This window comes from Paenibacillus sp. ov031 (genome assembly GCF_900143165.1).
Lineage (GTDB): Bacteria > Bacillota > Bacilli > Paenibacillales > Paenibacillaceae > Paenibacillus > Paenibacillus marchantiae.
Window position 1 is genome coordinate 461,901 of sequence record NZ_FRDO01000004.1, and the last position, 15,866, is coordinate 477,766.

Genomic DNA, 15,866 nt, shown 5'->3' on the forward strand with positions numbered 1-15,866 from the left:
GTTCACACCATGAGTCATTTACTGGAGGTCAATCATTTGAAGGTCTCCTTTGCCACACGTGATAAAGAACTTGAAGCTGTAAGAGATGTTTCTTTTCACGTCGATGAAGGAGAGACACTTGCCATCGTCGGTGAAAGTGGGAGTGGAAAAAGCGTAACCGCCCGTTCCCTGATGGGGATGTTCTCGTCACCAAACGGCCGTATTCGCAGCGGCGTAATCCGCTTTGAGGGGCGGGTTATCAGCGAATTATCCGCTAAAGCCATGCGCCGAATCCGAGGCTCCGAGATCAGCATGGTGTTCCAGGACCCCATGTCTTCTCTGAATCCAACGATGAAGGTCGGTATTCAGATCGGCGAGGGACTTCGCAAGCACCGCAAACTATCGCCAAAAGATGCCCGGGCCAGATCTGTAGAACTGCTAAACCTCGTGGGTATTCCTGATGCACCAAGCCGCTATCATCAATATCCTCATGAATTTAGCGGCGGAATGCGTCAGCGGGTTGCCATTGCGATGGCACTTGCCTGTGATCCCAAGCTTCTGATCGCCGATGAGCCAACGACCGCTCTCGACGTTACCATTCAGGCGCAGATTCTGGATATTCTAAGCAGCCTACAGCAGCAAACGGGCAGTTCAATTTTGCTGATTACCCATGACCTGGGCGTTGTCGCCGAAGTGGCTCACCGCGTTGCTGTCATGTATGCAGGCACCATTGTGGAGACCGGCACGGTGGAGGATATCTTTGATCGGCCACGCCATCCATATACGTGGGGACTGCTCCAGTCCACCCCGCGACTGGATGATAGAGAACATGACAGGCTAATTCCTATTGAGGGCTCGCCCCCGGATATTGCTGCGCTCCCGCCTGGCTGTCCGTTCGCAGACCGATGTCCGCACACGATGGATATCTGTTTGACGGAAATGCCTGATGCAACCATATTTTCATCAAAACACAGTGCCAGATGCTGGCTAAACGATCCTCGAGCTCCTCGAGTGGATGACCGTATCCCGGCAGAAAGGAATGAGCATGACCGAATCTATAATTGAAATTCGCAATGTGAAGAAGCATTTTCACGGCCCGTCCAATCTGACCGTCAAATCGGTTGACGGCATCAGCCTGAACATCCGTCGGGGAGAGACACTCGGGCTTGTCGGCGAGAGCGGCAGCGGCAAATCTACACTAGGTCGAACCATCGTGGGGCTGCTGAAAGCTACGGAAGGACAGATTTTGTTTAACGGACAAGATACCGGACAGGCCAAACCGCGTGAGAAGCGGGAGTTGAACCGCCATCTGCAGATGATCTTTCAGGACCCGCACGCTTCGCTTAACCCGCGGCTTCGCATCGGAGATATTATCGCTGAGGGGCTGGATGCTTACAAGCTGGCTCGAGGAAAAGCGCGAAAAGACATCATCGCAGACTTGTTGCTGCGCGTCGGGCTTCACCCGGATCATGCCCACCGCTTCCCCCATGAATTCAGTGGAGGACAGCGCCAGCGCATCGGGATTGCCCGGGCACTTGCCGTCAAGCCACGTTTCATCGTAGCCGATGAACCCATTTCCGCGCTGGATGTGTCCATTCAGGCACAGATCGTCAATTTGCTGAAGGACCTGCAGCGCGAAGAGGAACTGACGTATCTATTTATCGCGCATGATCTGGCTATGGTGAAGCATATCAGCGACCGGATCGGAGTCATGTACCTGGGTAAAATGATGGAACTGTCCGGACGGGACGATCTGTTTGCTAATCCGCTCCACCCCTACACTCAGGCGCTGCTGTCGGCCATTCCCGCCGCACATCCCCGTTTAAAAGGGCAAAGGGAGCGTATTCGGCTTCAAGGGAATCCGCCCAGTCCCATTCATCCCCCGGCGGGCTGTCCGTTTCATCAACGATGTTTTGCCGCGATGGATGTTTGCGCAAACCGCATGCCTGCCGGAAGGGAGGTCGAAACAGGACACTGGGTAGCATGTCATCTTTACGAATAACACGAATTAATCATTAATGGAGGAATGAACAAATGAACAAAACAAAAACGAACTGGACCGTCTCTCTCTTGCTCGCAGCATCCGTTGCCTTGAGCGCATGCTCCAGTTCGACAACTGACAATGGTGCCACTGCTTCAAAACCGGACAATCAGGCAGCAGCGGCAAACGTTGAGCAAGTACTGAACACAAATCTGGCCGGTGGAGAACCATACACACTGGATCCTGCACTGGCATCTGATACAACATCCTACTGGGTGATTGATAATCTGTATGAGGGACTGTATACATACGACAAATCAGGCAAAATCGTTGAAGGGGCAGCAAGCAAAGTCGATGTATCACCTGACGGTAAAACCTACACCTTTACCATCCGCGACGATGCAAAATGGTCGAATAACGAACCTGTATCTGCCAAGGATTTTGAATACTCTTGGAAACGTGTATTGAACCCTGCCACTGCCGCTTACGACCCCTCTTCTCTGTATTACATTAAAGGCGCAGAAGCTTATAACACGGGAAAAGGAAAAGCTGAGGATGTCGGTGTGACTGCCAAAGATGACCATACACTGGTGGTTGAGCTGAAATCTCCGCTGGCCTTCTTCCCAACCATTGTCGTTGGCCATGCTTATCTGCCGGTTCAAGCTTCCGTTGTGGACAACAATGAGAAGTGGGCAGCAGAAGCCGATACGATTGTAGGTAACGGTCCTTACATTGCTAAGGAATGGAAACACAATGAACAAATTACACTGGCCAAAAATGATCAATACTGGGATAAATCCAACATCACGATGGATACCATCCATTTCAAAATGGTTCAGGACTCCAACACGTACTATCAACTGTTCAAAACGGGGGAGCTTGACCTGATCCTCTCCCTACCAGTGGATACGCTTGATCAAGAGCGGAACAATGCGGAGTTCCTATCCCATCCTTCGTTCAGCGTATATACCTACTCCTTCAATGTGGAGGAAAAACCTTTCACGAACAAAAAGATCAGACAGGCCCTAGCTTATGCACTTGATCGTGAAGCGTTGACGACAAGTGTAACCAAGGGCGGTGAAACACCAGCTTTCGGATATGTCCCTTACGGCGTAACAGCACCATCCGGCAAAGATTTCCGGGAAGAGGCACCAACCCAATATTATGCATACGATCCGGCAAAAGCCAAAGAATTGCTGGCGGAAGGATTGAAGGAAGAAGGCTTATCTGCACTCCCGACAGTTACCTTCAAATACAATACGTCCGACAAACATAAAAAAGTAGCCGAAGCCATTCAGGAAATGCTCAAAACTAATCTGGGTATTGAAGTCAACTTGGAGAATCAGGAATGGAAAACTTACATCGATACCTTCAAGCAAAAGAATTTCCAAGTCGCACGTATGGGTTGGGAAGGAAACTTCCTCGATCCGCTGGGTGTGCTGGAACACTACACATCGAAGAACTCCAACAACTTCACCAACTGGAGCAATCCTGAATACGACAAGCTGATCAGTGAATCCACGTTTGAGCTTGATCCAGTTAAACGGTTTGAAGAGCTGCATCAAGCCGAGGCCATTCTAATGGACGATCTGCCAATTATACCGATCCTCTTCTCTGCCGACACTGCATTGATTAGTCCTAGTATTGAGGGCGTTATCTTTGACACTCGTTCCAACCCGGATCTCCGCTTCACCAAGCGGGTAGCCGAGTAATGTTTATCCGTTACGCTATGGCCGGTCTGATAACGGCTCTGGCCGCCTATCTGCTGGACTTCTGCGGAATACTAGGCGGCTCCGGTGGCCTACATGAAGGTTCAGACCAGCTGTTTGTCGCCGGTCTGATATGTCTCTTGGCCGGAACAGCAATCCATGTGCTGCAGAGTGGGTTCATGAACCCTTTTCTGCAAGGATTCGGCGATCTCAAGCGAATGTTTGTTAGAGAATCAAATGCCCTACAACGGGAAAATGAACGGATTCGCACCCAGACAGCTCTGCCGTTCTGGAAAAAGTCCTTACTCCGCCAGCTCACGGTCTATACCTTGGGCGGCGGTTCAGGTCTGATTCTATGTTCACTGCTGTTGCTCTGGCCCGTATCCTACTAAATGCAACATAAAAGAATCGCTCCCTGGTGCGGCTTGATGCCTGCACTCCAGGGAGCGATTTATTTTTCTGCGCCACTATTTTACACGGGAAATCTCTTTCTTCCGCTTAATGATTAAGAGGAAACGTTCGATTCGTCCTCTTCTTCTATACATTTCTGTATAAATTCAAATAATCCCTTAGCCTCAACCGACCGATGTCCCCAATCATGCCAAAAGTACAATACCTGTCCCACGGTTCCAGAACTTGATGGGTCAGTGTCCAGACATAGATAATCCCCACCACCATTTTCCGCAATCGGAATCCATTTGCAGTTCCACAGTACTGGCTTAATGGCATCATCTTCAATCTCGGGCTCCATCTCGTCCGGATCGAATTCTTCCTGCAAAAAGGCCCAGTTCTCCTTCACCTGATTCAGAGGTGACAATGTCAGGTTACGAACAAAGGAATCTACGCCAACATTCCAGGCTTGTCCGTTATGCACACGATACAGAGCCTTCATCTCGTCAGGCAAGGTCACGCCAAGTTCGTTTTCTACGGATCGAAAATCTTCATCGCTCGCACCCGGCTGGAGATTGAGCGCTACCTCAAAATCTGCATTTGCTCCCGTACCTTTTGCAATAATACGCCGCCATAGCAGCTCTGCTTGCTCTATCATTCTCCATTCTCCTTCTTGTGCGCTTTATAGATTGTCTAGTCTAATGATATAGAAAATCTAACTGTACGATATCAGAGATAGGAAATACAAGGGAGTGCATGACGATCTTGTTAATCCCATCATTTTGCCAAATCAAAAAGCACCGCCCAACGGATTAATTCCGTATAGACAGTGCCCATTGTATAGCCTTTTTAGTGCATATCATGTTATTAATATTGTCTATATAGATTTCAATGCATGATTAATCTGTGAGGATTTAATAAATTCATCTGGCCAGAGCAGAATCCGTTCACTTTATTATCCCACATTTTTTGGTTTATGTACTTCATCTGAAACTTACATTATTTCGTTATTCATTCTCTTGGCTTGTACAATCTCCTTGATGATCTTAGAACGATTCCAGACAACAAACTTGAAGACATGTCCACTGTCTAATGTAATGGTAATTCCGTTAGGGATTAGTCCCCATGTCGCACTTTTCTCAATCTTAGTCATAGCCCAAATCTCGATTTGAACCCATTCCGTCTGAAAATTCAGACCATGAGGAATAAAAACTAATCGTTCATTAGTTAGAAAAAGCTTTCCTCCTAATCCTTCAAAACCTCTTAACCAGTTTGCATGAATCCTCTCAAAAATGACGTGTTCATGGGGGCCCAATTCTTCCATTTCTATCAGTCTCCTTTTTCGCCTATAGCTTGAATCTCTATTATTATAGGTCGTTTTGACCGATATAGGAATATTTTGCACATGTTCATTTGTAAAAAAAGCACTGCCCAACGGAATCCCTCCGTCTTGGACAATGCTTAATATATTAGTGCTTTAAAAGGAAACATCCTACTTGATTCCGAATTACATCTCTTTCAGAATACCTTTAACCAGTCCGATGAAGGTTGTTTTCACTTTTGCCGCGACTTCAATTACTTCATCATGACTTAACGGCTGGTCCAGAATGCCGCAAGCCATATTGGTCAGACAGGAAATACCAAGCACCTTCATGCCGCCATGAATGGCTACAATCGCTTCAGGTACCGTCGACATACCCACAGTATCCGCACCCATCGTACGAATCATGCGAATCTCTGCTGGAGTCTCATACGCCGGACCACTCCACCATGCGTACACCCCTTGCTGCAAACCAACATTCTGCTCCTCCGCTACCTTCAGGGCGATACTGCGGAGTTCGCGATTATATACCTGTGATACGTCCGGGAAACGCACGCCCAGCTCTGCATTATTCGGCCCCATCAGCGGATTGTTGCCTACCAGATTGATATGATCGGTAATCAACATAAGCTGTCCAGGTTCGAAGCTGGTATTGATCGCTCCACAAGCATTGGTGATAATCAACTGCTCGACACCCAGTGCTTTCATAATCCGAACCGGGAACGTTACTTCATCCAGCGAAAATCCTTCATAATAATGAAGGCGTCCTTTCATAGCTACGACAGTCTTGCCCATCAATTCTCCGATGACCAATTCGTTAGCATGACCAATCGCCTCGGATTGAGCAAAATAAGGAATGTCCGTATATGGAATGACGGTAGCATTCTCGATCTCGTCCGCGAGCGCTCCCAGCCCTGATCCCAGAATCATACCCACGACAGGCTTGTTATTAATACGGTTTAATATGTAATCTCTGGCTTCCTGAATATGTGCGGATTGATGCATAAATATATTCCCCCTGAACATCTGAGTTTGGATTAAGTAAGTACTATAAACCAAGTGTAATGAACATTAGTGATCAAGTAAATGGGAGCCGGATAAAGTGGACTCTGCCTCTCCTCCCGAAAGCAGGTTAAAGTTTGAGCCCTGACTGTAACACGTCGAAATATGGTCTCAAAATCTCATCAAAATCAGGTTCGTCATCCTCTACGTTTTCAACATACTTTCATAAAAGCAGTTCTTCCGTCTCGATGTTCACAACCTCATATTCCATTTGTTTTGATGCCCAGACAGTCACCTGGCCGATGACATACTCGGACTCATGAACGAATCCGGTTGAAGGATCAGGGATAAGTTGTTCATCGACGTCCCCCTGTTTGGCCTGCTCCGTCGAGATACCCAACGATTGCAGCCGTTCTACCTAACATCTGGCCCATTGATTAAATTGGTTTCGGATCATAGGAAAAGCTCCCCTGCCTTCTGACTTGACCAACATTCAGGCCATTCATACTTCAACTGTACACAAAAAACCGATCCTCTGTCGAGAATCGGTTCCATTATTAATTACGACTAAATATTCCGCACTGGCATGTAATGATAAGCTGGCTCACTGCTGCTCCAACGAATGCTGATTCTTGCTTTTCATGAAATCCATCCCCATGCTCAGCAACAGCATCAGTGCAGCAAACATCACGGATTTACCAATGGTTCTTTCTGGAAAGATCATATAGGCAGCTAGAAAATTGCCTGCGAAAACAAACAGGTAATTGCGGATGCGATCCATCTTCTCATCTCATTTCGGAATCAAATTTAGATTTCACTGTAATCTGCTGCTCTACCTTATCATAATTTTCCATATAAATCCATAATACAACTTATCTCTTTCGCTCAATCCCCTCATAGACCGCCTCGCAAAGTTCCGTTGTGAATCTGCCTGACATGCCCTCCAGAGCCGTATTCGTAAATGCGACAACGCTCAGTTCTTCTGTTGGATCAACAAACCACGAGTGACCATAGGTTCCACCCATGCGCCACGTTCCAGTAGATTCCAAAGTACCCGCCTCAACCGGATCTTTCAGCACCGTGAATCCCAGCCCAAATCCTCTGCCTGGCCAATAAGGCATCTCCAGATCGCCAATCTGATTGCTCGTCATTTCGGCGACCAGCGCTTTAGGAAGAAGCGAACCTCCACCTTGACGCAGCGTTTCAAGCAATATAAGAAAGTCTCCTGCACTTCCTATCATGCCCGCACCACCCGAGAGATAGGCCGATGGATCAAGGTATCTTTCGGGTGCAAGTTGGAAGCCTGCCGTTCCTTCAATAAAAGGAACCTGGTCCTCATCACGCAAGCGACGAGGTTGCCCAGAAATGTCGGAACTGTCCGCATAGGCAGCCGTCATTCTCTCCGAGTCCACTGTGACAAAATCCGTATCCTTCATGCCCAGCGGATGAGTTACGAGCAGTTGTACTGCCTCTCGCAGTGTCAGCCCGGTCACTTTCTCAATAACTGCACCGAGTACATCAGTTGCAATCGAATATCTCCACATCTTCCCGGGCTCATACAGCAGTGGAGCAGAAGCAATCCTCTGCAAATTCTCTTCCAGCGTAATGCCAGCGATATCCATTCCATCTGATACTCCGGCAAGTTCGTACGTTCCTCCGTTTTCCTGAAAAAAACGATACGTTAAACCCGCCGTATGTGTCATCAGATGATGAACCGTCATGGAGGCCACTTCCCCATTTGGCTGTTTGGGACGGAATTCAGGCAGCCATTTCATAACCGGGTCATCCAGCTTTAATTTACCTTGGGATATCAATACCATGGCGGCGGTGGATACAATCGGTTTGGTTACAGAAGCATACCTGAACAGCGCATTTTCTTGCATGCGTCTGTTCTGTTCCCGATCGGCGAGGCCATCCGCGCTGTTGTAGACCAGCTCCCCTTTCCACGCAATCTGAACAACGGAACCCACAATTCTTTTTTCTGCCAACGTACGGTGAATCACTTCTTCTACAAATGCAGAATTAAACTTCATATCTTTGTCTCCCATTTCTCTCTTCCCCTCCATGTGCCACGTGCTTGATTATTTAAAGTAAGTGTGCTTATTATATAAATGATCTCATTCATATTACATAAGACAACCAAGTTATCTGCTTTAATCTACAATGAATATAAAGGCATTCACAAAATATTTCCTATAATTTAAAAGGAGGCCATCTTATGGACCAAATCGATACTAATATCCTCTTTCATTTGCAAAACCAGGCAAGGCTATCCATGACGGAATTGGGCAAGCTGGTCGGTTTATCTCAACCCGCCGTAACGGAACGCGTGAAGCGTCTAGAAGAAAGCGGTGTAATCGAAGAGTACCGTACTATCATTTCCCCGCAGAAAATAGGGAGGTGTCGAGTACTTCCTATCTTCTTTTTCGCACACGGGATTGTCATGCCTTTCTTGATTTCTGCCGTTCGTCACCCGAAGTGATCGAATGTCATCGCGTGAGCGGAGAGCATAATTACCTGTTGAAGATCATGACAGATTCGATTGCTGGTCTTGAAGCATTTGGAGACCGATGCGATCAATACGGTACCTACACCACCCTCATCGCGATGTCCTCACCTATTGCAACCAAAAATCTTATCGAAGTAACGAATCCGGTGTAAATGTTTAATCGATCATCGGTCCTTAACCTGCCTTGGGAAACTATGTTTACTGGCGGACCAGGCGACGAGTAAGGCCATAACGATCAACAGGATCAGGGAAATGGGCAGGAAACGAGCGCCTGTCTGCTCCAGCAGGATGGCTCCGACGATCCCTCCCCCTCCGATCCCCAGGTTCCATGCTGTCACCAGCATGGATTGGGCAACATCGGCACTTTTGCCTCCCGCCTGCGCAATTGCAGTCTGTAATAACGTAGCCGATCCTCCAAATGTGAGCCCCCAGGCTACTACTCCCAGAATAATCATCATCGGTTGATGGATAAAGATCCCCATCGCCAGCGAGGCCAGCGCAAATAGAACAAGGCTAACCAGAATCAATAATCTCATGTAACGGTCAATCAACATCCCAATAATCCATATACCGATTACCGAAGTCACTCCAAAGATCATCAGAACGAGGTCCACCCGTTCGGACAGCATCGTCTCGCCCAGATAAGGTGAGATATACGTGTACAGAATGTTATGGGCCAGTACCCAGGTCAGAACAACAAACAATATGGGGCGAACCCCCGGTATAACAAAGATCCGATGAAGCGCAAGCTGCTGACGTGCAGGCTCCCCCTCATAGTCAGGTACTTTCCAGAGCACCCACAATACAAGTACTAGCGTCAATAATGAGACTGTTCCAAAAATAAGACGCCATCCTGCGTAATTGCCCAAAAAGGTTCCCAAGGGAACGCCCAATGCAAGGGCGAGCGGTGTTCCCACCATGGCGACAGCCATCGCTTTTCCCTTTAGCGAGTCTGAAACCATCCGGCGTGCGTAACCTGCAGTCATCCCCCACAACACTCCAGCAGATACACCCGCCATGAAGCGTGCAGCAAGGGTCAAACCATATACCGAGGATACGGCCGTAATCGTGTTAAAAATCAGAAAACCGAAGATGCATAATAGCAGCAGCGGCCTGCGTTTCCATCCACGAGTTGCTGTCGTCAGCGGAATTGCCGCCAGAAGAGATCCCAACGCATACAAAGTGACGAGCTGTCCAGCAAGACTCTCTTTGATATTCAGATCTTGCGCTATTTGAGGCAGCAGCCCCGCCGGCAGGCTTTCTGTAAGAATGCATATAAATCCAGCCATGGCCAAAGCGAGCAAAGCTGACCAGGGTAGGCGTTCTTTTGCCATTGTGTTCGCGTTCACAAAAACTCTCCTTTATCCTTTATTTTTGTATAATCCAGAAGCCTCTGGCCTACAGAATAAGCTTATAAAATCGAACCCACATTTGGCATACATAATCAACGGCAGATCGAGCGTTTTATAAGGATAATCCATTTAATTTCGGTGTTTCACTTCGAATTTCAATGTAAACGCTATTAAAGCAATTATCATCGCGTACTGGATCATTAAAGAGGATGGGAGAACAACGAAGGGAACATCGAAGATGACGAAGATGATTGATAGCATTTCTGTTACTCGCTAGAATGATAAGATAATACATAGGCTTTGACTTTAATGCCTTTTAACACATACTCAAATCGGCTTCATAGAGAGGGATATGCCAATGTACAATCTTACATCCATTGAGCACCACACCAGGCTGCCCTCTAACGGCAACCCGTTCACACATACAGAAGGACAACTGTTATTGCTGCTGGAGGATGGAGAGATCTGTCTGACCGTGAATCGTCAGCATCGCGATCTTAAGGCAGGGTATTTTATTTTTCTCCAGGATGGCAAGCAGCTGCAGATTAGACAGACTTCCGCAGATCCATTACGCATCATCGCGTTGGAGATAGAGGGGCAAGTCTCGAATAGAGAGGATTCCGAAGAGGCTCTTATTCTCCCTCCCCTTTTTGAGCATAACCGTGTGGGTATTCTGCAATCCCATGAACGCGAGTTAATCAAAGAACTGCATATACTCTGGCAGAAGCATAATCATTGGCAGCAGATTCGTATCCAAGGAAAATTTCTGCAATGGGTCGCAGATGTAGGAGAACGGCTTGAAGCCACCTCCGATTATGACTCGGCCAGTCTTGTACTGGATGCGCTGCGTTACATGGAGCAGAACTATCAGACGCCGATTACACGCCAACAGCTTGCCGAACGGGCAGGTTTCTCCGAGGGGTACTACTCCCGTTTTTTCAAGAAAAACGTGGGCAAAAGTCCGCAAGAATATCTAACCGACATTCGAATGCATCATGCCAAACGGCTGCTCACCAGGCAACAAAGCTCCATACAGGATGTAGCCGCTCAAGTGGGTTATAACAACCCTTTATACTTCAGTCGTATATTCAAAAAAACCGTGGGCCTCTCGCCCACCGTCTATATCCATTCAAATCCACGCCAGATCAGGGTGGCCGCCATGAATAATCAATATACAGGTCATCTGCTAGCACTGGGACTGGAGCCTTGCGCCGCAACGGGTCCTTCTTTCAAAGCCGAAACCTCTTTGCTGGATCATACGCTTTTCATGAATGCCTATGAAGGGGATGCGCCCGATTCAACTACATTGCTCCGGGCTGAACCGGATCTGATTCTGACCAGTGAATATGCAGACGAGGCACATGTTCAGCAGTTGCACCAGATTGCACCTACACAGACGATTGCTTTTCAATCCCAGGACTGGCGCAGTCAGTTCCTCGAAATTGCTGAGGCTACCGGACGAAATCAACAAGCTTGCAGCTGGCTGGATGAATATGATGAGAAATCCCATCAGGCTGCAACCCATCTTCGTCAGCAGATTGGCTCTGCTTCAATCGTGTCGTTACTCGTTCGAAGTCAGGATTGTTTTGTTGCCGGCTACCGCCATATGGGTGCGGTCCTGTATCAGGATCTGCAATTGTCCACCCCTTCCCTGATCCATGAACAGCAAAGCCACTATATTGCTGAGGATTGGAAAATGGACGATCTGGACGCCGATTACATCATGCTAGTGTTCCACCCTTCGGTCAGTGATGCCGAGCAGCAGAGATGGTTGAACTCACCCTGGTGGAAAGCGCGGGAAGCGGTGAAGCGGGGGCGGGTTTATTTGGATCAGATGAATTATGTACTCGGTAGCTATAATGCCTTCTCGCATGATCTGTTATTACGTGAAATTCCCGAGCGCCTTCGGTCACTATCGTGCATGTGAATGGTTCCTTTTGTGCCTCGACGCACTGAATCTTCTCTCCTATACTAGTAATTGAGAATGATAATCAGTAAAGGGGAACATGCACATATGAATACAGATAGAAGAAACAAACGTGGATTCAAAACCAATTTGAAGGCAAGCATCATGCTAATGCTGCTGCTTATTCTGGTTGCCGGGTGCTCCAAGGCTGAACAAGCTTCTACGGGTGAATCTACTTCCACAACCAGTGAGTCAACAGAGAGCACCAACGGCACCTCATCGTCGGATAGCGAGGCAATCAGTACAGAGACACGCACCGTTGAGGGTATTAAGGGTCCTGTTGATATTCCTGCCGAACCCAAGCGTATCGCTGGCTTGACCTATGCGTATGCCGATCACCTCGTGGCATTGGGCATGAAACCATACGCCATGGTGACCCAAGTCGGCCAGGAGATGCCTGCCTATCTGAAGGACAAGCTCGAAGGCGTCGTACCGCTCGGTTCCGTCAATGAATTCAACAAGGAAGCACTTCTGGACACAGAGCCGGATCTCATTCTGTCCAATGAAGTACTTGTTGATGAATACGACGCGATCAGCGCAATTGGACCGGTATATATGAGCAGCTACTTCAGCAATTCGCTTGAATGGTTCAAGGATACAGCCAAAGTATTGGGCAAAGAAAAAGAGGCAGACGAAATCGTGGATCAGTTGTATCAAAAGGCGAAGGATCTGGGCACCAAGGTTGCTGCCAGCGATGCCGCGGATGATACCATTCTGATTTTTCGTTTGACCGATAAGCAGATTCAGGTATTTGCTCCAAGTGACAAATCACCTGACGCCTTCTATTCTCCGAACCTGCTGTACGATATAGCCGGACTCCATGCACCTGATCTTGCCAAAGCAGGCATCGTCATGAATGAAGTTATTGAGAATGTGTCGCTCGAATTGTTGCCTGAATTGAATCCGGATCGTATTTTCATGATCATCTCCGGTATTGAAGCAGATAACGAACAAGCACTCACTAAGCTGCGTGACAATGCAGTCTGGAAAGGCCTGAAAGCTGTGAAAAACGACCAGGTCTACATGGTGGACAACACGGTCTGGGTAGCTGGATTTGGACCGATTGCCTATGGTCAGGTTCTGGATGAAGTAGAACAAGCTTTGCTTGGAAACTGAACGCAAGATGACTAGAGATTTGCAGCATAAATAAAAAAAAACAGGCATGTCGTTTACATGAAGGGGGAAGGCCCTCAACGTAAATGCATGCCTGTTTATGTTTATGTTTATGATTTTGTTTCTCATTTTAATGTATAGCCCCCGAGATAAGTTTCCATCAGTTCATTAGAGAGCTGAATAGCTTCGGAACGATTCGTTGCGGGCATTGAGAGCATGAGCCCATCTTCGGAGCTCCAGCTTTTACTGTTCTGCTCTCCGCTTGAATCCTCCTCCGAAATGGCGATGGTCAGTTTGCTGAATGCACGATCAACAAATAGTGTTCCGTATAAGAAGATATCCGTTTTCCCATTTTCAAAAATGATGTATTCCATCGATCCGTATCCTTTATGAAAACGAATTTTGAGCATTTTTTGATCTTCGGGCACAGGGAAAGGCTCGCCTTCAATATCAATGGTTCCTTTGAATATGTAATCACCCGAGGTCGTTAGATAACGCTTGCCATCCATGTTGACATGAACCGTTTGCTCTGGTTCCTTGTTGTCTTCTCCCCCCAGCCGATACTTTACACCCACACCATCAAGATGAATCGTTCTGGGCAGTAACAGAAGAACCACACTGATCACAATCATCAATACCCAGATGGCAAGCACAATCGAAATGATTTTTTTCCTCATAGTCCATCTCCTCAACTCATCGGTCTACAACTTTTGAAGATATACTGTCTCTTCCTGATCTTCATTCCATTGAATATGGACAGGGATGGGAAAGTCTTCATTCCCCCCCTATCAAAGATGGCATATGAATTAATTACAAATTATAACATATAAACTACTCGCATAACGGTTTAAAGCAATTCACTTACTTTCATTACGGCACTGAATCAGGCCTATGCTTACAGATGCCTTAAGACGCACGGCTGAAATTGGCACACAACTTTTGCATACAACAAAAAAACCAGCCACCTCGTGACCGGTTTAATCAGCTCCTCGGGGAGCATTTGCAAATATGAGCGAATGACAAGGAGCCCATATTTGCTCTCTTAATGTTACTCCAGAACGGCTTCTTTGGCTGAGCTGCTGATCGAATATACAAAGGCCAGTTTTTGCTTCCACGCAAAAAAACAAAAACACCTCCGTATTCCGTCGATGATGACAGCAGAGCAATATGCCGTGGAAGGTGCTTTGTGATGACGATCATAGAATGGTTAATCTGTAATGGCGTGTGAAGGGTTACAACTTGTCCACCTGTAATAATGTTACCGGCTTCACCGTACAAGCTGGACTAATCTGCTCCTCAGTCAGTATGTTCAGTTTGATCAGGCTTTTCAGCTTATGACTGTCCACCTTGGACAGAAGTCGCCAGATGTCCGGATCGGGAAGGGAAGCATACAGCTTCTGATCATCATATTCCTTGCGGTGCTGAAGCACCGTTTTCACAGCGTATCCGCCAACTTGCGTCTCATAGACACCCTGCTCCTCACAATACCCGACAATCTCATCTCGTAACACAGATAGACGTTTTTCAATTTCTTTTTGCTGCTGTTTCAGTTCAAAATAGGTTTGCACCTTCTGTTCCATACCCATCACGCTCCTCTATACCATAGGTATGCAGTGAAGGATAGTTTAGGACACTACTACAGCAGTTCATCATTTAAATATGAATTATTGCCAATAATCTTTTTAATCCGCTGCATCACACCCGGCCCCAGAGGAACATTAGACACTCGCTTTAATAGAATCCAGCGCAAACAAGCCATCGCTTCAAAAATCTCCGCATCGTCTGGTGTGTATTCCGTCAGACTCTTGAATAGAGCACTGTACATTTTACCGTTTCGTTCCCCCGTATAGATCGTCATCAAAAAAATGGACCACGCCATATCGTATCTGGGATCACCACGCTGACCATTTGTCCAATCGATGATCGCATATTGATCACCTGCCTCCAGAACATTTCCCAGGTTATAATCACCATGGATCAAATGATCTTGCCTCAACTCAGTCCGTTGAAGAAGGGTCGTCAGAATCTGATGCATATCCTCATGCAGTTCAATGGAGGGAAAAAAATATCCAACGAAATCATATTGTGGTATGTAATTTGCAGCCGCGTTACCTGTATCCTTTACATCATAACCATGGACTTGAATTAACTTTTGAGCCAATTGCTCCAGCTTGGTTTTGCTTAACTTGGCTATAGGCTCCCCGTCATAACTCGTTAACAGGACTTGATTAGAATCCACATCCATGCCCCAACCATACGGTTGGGAGACTTGTATTCCACTCTCATATAGTTCAGATAATAGTTCATATTGGTTGCGAATATTGGGTTTGGAGTCCTTGTTCCATATCTTTAACACATAAGAGTGATCACCGCATTCTATCTTCACAACGTCTGCTTCCAGCCCTGGTGACAGGGGAAGCATCTTGTATGGTTTCCCAAGCAGACAGCGAGTTTCTTCGCTCAACTCCATCCAACGGATACTTTCCAGAGTTAACCTCATTTTGCCCAACCCTTCTCTGTGAAATTAGAAATAACGGCATTCGA

16 protein-coding genes and 1 pseudogene are annotated in these 15,866 nt (G+C 47.1%); 7 read left to right on the plus strand and 10 right to left on the minus strand.

Features of this window, described 5'->3' with window-relative positions:
* Nucleotides 1-9 precede the first annotated feature (9 nt).
* The 4 genes from BUA17_RS19565 to BUA17_RS19580 are packed head-to-tail and all read left to right on the plus strand — an operon-like array spanning nt 10 to nt 4,061.
* On the plus strand, nt 10-1,044 hold the full coding sequence (locus BUA17_RS19565) for an ABC transporter ATP-binding protein (protein ID WP_072734681.1): 1,035 nt from the start codon (nt 10-12) through the stop codon (nt 1,042-1,044).
* Nucleotides 1,025-1,981: an ABC transporter ATP-binding protein gene (locus tag BUA17_RS19570; protein WP_072734682.1), complete on the plus strand. Its 957-nt coding sequence runs from the start codon at nt 1,025-1,027 to the stop codon at nt 1,979-1,981. The genes BUA17_RS19565 and BUA17_RS19570 overlap by 20 nt, the downstream gene beginning before the upstream one ends.
* Before the next feature lie 32 nt (nt 1,982-2,013).
* Complete coding sequence (locus tag BUA17_RS19575) at nt 2,014-3,672, plus strand: peptide ABC transporter substrate-binding protein (protein ID WP_072734683.1); 1,659 nt, start codon at nt 2,014-2,016, stop codon at nt 3,670-3,672.
* Nucleotides 3,672-4,061: a DUF3899 domain-containing protein gene (locus BUA17_RS19580; protein ID WP_072734684.1), complete on the plus strand. Its 390-nt coding sequence runs from the start codon at nt 3,672-3,674 to the stop codon at nt 4,059-4,061. Before BUA17_RS19575 ends, BUA17_RS19580 begins: the two co-directional genes overlap by 1 nt.
* Before the next feature lie 113 nt (nt 4,062-4,174).
* On the opposite strand, the gene BUA17_RS19585 is transcribed toward BUA17_RS19580, so the two are convergent.
* The 6 genes from BUA17_RS19585 to BUA17_RS19600 all read right to left on the minus strand — a co-directional run bounded on the left by BUA17_RS19585 (nt 4,175) and on the right by BUA17_RS19600 (nt 8,415).
* Nucleotides 4,175-4,717, minus strand: coding sequence for an SMI1/KNR4 family protein (locus tag BUA17_RS19585; protein WP_072734685.1), 543 nt, complete (start codon nt 4,715-4,717; stop codon nt 4,175-4,177).
* A 336-nt stretch (nt 4,718-5,053) separates the two neighbouring features.
* Nucleotides 5,054-5,494, minus strand: coding sequence for a GRAM domain-containing protein (locus BUA17_RS19590; protein ID WP_139295699.1), 441 nt, complete (start codon nt 5,492-5,494; stop codon nt 5,054-5,056).
* A 72-nt stretch (nt 5,495-5,566) separates the two neighbouring features.
* On the minus strand, nt 5,567-6,385 hold the full coding sequence (locus BUA17_RS19595; protein WP_072734687.1) for a purine-nucleoside phosphorylase: 819 nt from the start codon (nt 6,383-6,385) through the stop codon (nt 5,567-5,569).
* Nucleotides 6,386-6,605: 220 nt separating this feature from the next.
* Nucleotides 6,606-6,782, minus strand: a complete 177-nt coding sequence (locus BUA17_RS31280; RefSeq protein ID WP_170867892.1) for a hypothetical protein — start codon at nt 6,780-6,782, stop codon at nt 6,606-6,608.
* A 204-nt stretch (nt 6,783-6,986) separates the two neighbouring features.
* Nucleotides 6,987-7,163: a hypothetical protein gene (locus tag BUA17_RS31285; protein WP_170867893.1), complete on the minus strand. Its 177-nt coding sequence runs from the start codon at nt 7,161-7,163 to the stop codon at nt 6,987-6,989.
* A 91-nt stretch (nt 7,164-7,254) separates the two neighbouring features.
* Nucleotides 7,255-8,415 (minus strand): serine hydrolase domain-containing protein, encoded by a 1,161-nt coding sequence (locus tag BUA17_RS19600; protein ID WP_244552191.1) that lies wholly within the window; start codon nt 8,413-8,415, stop codon nt 7,255-7,257.
* 185 nt (nt 8,416-8,600) lie between these two features.
* Here BUA17_RS19600 and BUA17_RS19605 point away from each other — a divergent pair.
* Nucleotides 8,601-9,043: pseudogene (locus tag BUA17_RS19605) on the plus strand (Lrp/AsnC family transcriptional regulator).
* A 12-nt stretch (nt 9,044-9,055) separates the two neighbouring features.
* Here BUA17_RS19605 and BUA17_RS19610 read toward each other — a convergent pair.
* Nucleotides 9,056-10,225: an MFS transporter gene (locus BUA17_RS19610; RefSeq protein ID WP_072734808.1), complete on the minus strand. Its 1,170-nt coding sequence runs from the start codon at nt 10,223-10,225 to the stop codon at nt 9,056-9,058.
* A 376-nt stretch (nt 10,226-10,601) separates the two neighbouring features.
* Here BUA17_RS19610 and BUA17_RS19615 point away from each other — a divergent pair, with 376 nt between their 5' ends.
* The gene (locus BUA17_RS19615; protein ID WP_072734689.1) at nt 10,602-12,170 is read left to right on the plus strand and encodes a helix-turn-helix domain-containing protein; all 1,569 of its coding nucleotides are present in this window, start codon (nt 10,602-10,604) and stop codon (nt 12,168-12,170) included.
* An 87-nt stretch (nt 12,171-12,257) separates the two neighbouring features.
* On the plus strand, nt 12,258-13,325 hold the full coding sequence (locus tag BUA17_RS19620) for an ABC transporter substrate-binding protein (protein WP_072734690.1): 1,068 nt from the start codon (nt 12,258-12,260) through the stop codon (nt 13,323-13,325).
* 122 nt (nt 13,326-13,447) lie between these two features.
* Here BUA17_RS19620 and BUA17_RS19625 read toward each other — a convergent pair whose 3' ends face one another.
* The 3 genes from BUA17_RS19625 to BUA17_RS19635 form a co-directional block, all read right to left on the minus strand.
* A complete protein-coding gene (locus BUA17_RS19625; RefSeq protein WP_072734691.1) occupies nt 13,448-13,999 on the minus strand; it encodes a hypothetical protein in 552 nt (183 codons plus the stop codon).
* 555 nt (nt 14,000-14,554) lie between these two features.
* On the minus strand, nt 14,555-14,908 hold the full coding sequence (locus tag BUA17_RS19630; protein ID WP_072734692.1) for a hypothetical protein: 354 nt from the start codon (nt 14,906-14,908) through the stop codon (nt 14,555-14,557).
* Nucleotides 14,909-14,958: 50 nt separating this feature from the next.
* Nucleotides 14,959-15,822 (minus strand): phosphotransferase family protein, encoded by an 864-nt coding sequence (locus BUA17_RS19635; protein ID WP_072734693.1) that lies wholly within the window; start codon nt 15,820-15,822, stop codon nt 14,959-14,961.
* Between the last annotated feature and the right edge of the window lie 44 nt (nt 15,823-15,866).

Coding starts and splice junctions, on each gene's coding strand:
- BUA17_RS19565 (WP_072734681.1), top strand. CDS start 10: ATGAGTCATTTACTGGAGGTCAATCATTTGAAGGTCTCCTTTGCCACA.
- BUA17_RS19570 (WP_072734682.1), top strand. CDS start 1,025: ATGACCGAATCTATAATTGAAATTCGCAATGTGAAGAAGCATTTTCAC.
- BUA17_RS19575 (WP_072734683.1), top strand. CDS start 2,014: ATGAACAAAACAAAAACGAACTGGACCGTCTCTCTCTTGCTCGCAGCA.
- BUA17_RS19580 (WP_072734684.1), top strand. CDS start 3,672: ATGTTTATCCGTTACGCTATGGCCGGTCTGATAACGGCTCTGGCCGCC.
- BUA17_RS19585 (WP_072734685.1), bottom strand. CDS start 4,717: ATGATAGAGCAAGCAGAGCTGCTATGGCGGCGTATTATTGCAAAAGGT.
- BUA17_RS19595 (WP_072734687.1), bottom strand. CDS start 6,385: ATGCATCAATCCGCACATATTCAGGAAGCCAGAGATTACATATTAAAC.
- BUA17_RS31285 (WP_170867893.1), bottom strand. CDS start 7,163: ATGGATCGCATCCGCAATTACCTGTTTGTTTTCGCAGGCAATTTTCTA.
- BUA17_RS19600 (WP_244552191.1), bottom strand. CDS start 8,415: ATGAAGTTTAATTCTGCATTTGTAGAAGAAGTGATTCACCGTACGTTG.
- BUA17_RS19610 (WP_072734808.1), bottom strand. CDS start 10,225: ATGGCAAAAGAACGCCTACCCTGGTCAGCTTTGCTCGCTTTGGCCATG.
- BUA17_RS19615 (WP_072734689.1), top strand. CDS start 10,602: ATGTACAATCTTACATCCATTGAGCACCACACCAGGCTGCCCTCTAAC.
- BUA17_RS19620 (WP_072734690.1), top strand. CDS start 12,258: ATGAATACAGATAGAAGAAACAAACGTGGATTCAAAACCAATTTGAAG.
- BUA17_RS19625 (WP_072734691.1), bottom strand. CDS start 13,999: ATGAGGAAAAAAATCATTTCGATTGTGCTTGCCATCTGGGTATTGATG.
- BUA17_RS19630 (WP_072734692.1), bottom strand. CDS start 14,908: ATGGGTATGGAACAGAAGGTGCAAACCTATTTTGAACTGAAACAGCAG.
- BUA17_RS19635 (WP_072734693.1), bottom strand. CDS start 15,822: ATGAGGTTAACTCTGGAAAGTATCCGTTGGATGGAGTTGAGCGAAGAA.